The following is a 1,304-nucleotide window of genomic DNA, read 5'->3' as shown; positions in this document are numbered from 1 at the left end:
CCTCCCGAGGCTTGACAGTTATTCGCAACGCTACCTTCCCAACACCGGCAGGATCACCGCAGGTCGTACCAGACCCCACGACCACTGCCGTGCTGATCCAAAATGCCGCGCTCAACCAGCGCCCGGAAGTGCTGCTTCAGCGTATTGCGACTGGCGCCCGTCAGCTTGATGACTTCGCCCATAGTGACACGGCCATGCTCTCGGGCAAACTCGACAATCTGCAGTGACAGCTCCGGCAGCGCCGACATGACGATCTTTTCGCGCTCGACCTTCTTCTCGAGGCGCACGACCTGCTCGGTTAATGAGCGAAGGAAGAACACCAGCCACGGCTGCCAGTCCGGCGCCTCGGTACGGATCGTTCCCTGCGTCTGGCGCAACGCAAGGTAGTAGGCCTCCTTGCTCTGCTCGATCACGCTTTCCAGCGAACTGTATGGCACATAGGCGTAGCCCGCCTGCAGGAGCAGGAGCGTGGTCAGTACACGGGAAAGCCGCCCGTTGCCGTCCTGGAAGGGATGAATCTCCAGAAACACCACGATGCAGATGGCGATAATCAGCAGCGGATGTAATTGGCCGGTTTCGCGCTCCTGGTTCACCCAGTCCACCAGTTCCGTCATCAGACGGGGCGTGTCGAACGGCGTGGCCGTCTGAAATACGATGCCGATCTGGGCGCCGCTCTCATCGAAGGCGGCGACACTGTTCGAGTGGGTCTTGTAGTTGCCGCGATGCCGTGTGTCTTTCTCGCTGTAGCGCAACAGCATCTGATGCAACTGCTTGATGTGGTTCTCGGTGAACGGAATGTCCTGCCAGGACGAAAACACCTGATCCATCACCTCGGCATAGCCAGCCACCTCCTGCTCGTCGCGGGTGTCGAAAGATTTGATCTCCAGGTTGGACAGCAGGTGTTCCACCTCGCGATCGGACAGCTTGCTGCCCTCGATCCGGGTGGAGGAACCGATGCTCTCAATGGTCGCCACACGCAGCAGGGCCGCCAGCCGATCGGGCGCAAGGGTACCCAGAGCGCGACAGGCGCCCTTAAACTCGTCAATCTTGGCGATGAGGCTCAGGATCTCCGGGGTGATCTGGAGTGTGTCGGTTCTCAGCATGAACCAATAATACACCCATTATTTCACCCAATTACACCCATTCCTAACGCCGCCCAACCAAACTGAGTATTCGACTTGATAACTGAGGGAGAGAAAGCGTTCATGGCTGTCAAACAGCATCCAAAATTGACCAGTTATCAGCGTGCAATTTTGACCAGGTTATGAGGCCTGATTGCGGTGTTTGAACCGGTAGGATTCATT

At 57.7% G+C, this 1,304-nt stretch carries 1 protein-coding gene; it reads right to left on the bottom strand.

All coding sequences use genetic code 11. The features are described from left to right. Window positions 1–53: 53 nt before the first annotated feature. A complete protein-coding gene (locus tag ACOCD2_RS20355; RefSeq protein WP_293650168.1) occupies window positions 54–1,103 on the bottom strand; it encodes a Fic family protein in 1,050 nt (349 codons plus the stop codon). Window positions 1,104–1,304 lie beyond the last annotated feature (201 nt).

This window comes from Thiolapillus sp., from assembly GCF_048562965.1.
GTDB lineage: Bacteria > Pseudomonadota > Gammaproteobacteria > Chromatiales > Chromatiaceae > Thiolapillus > Thiolapillus brandeum_A.
This window is presented reverse-complemented; position numbering and strand designations above follow the sequence as displayed.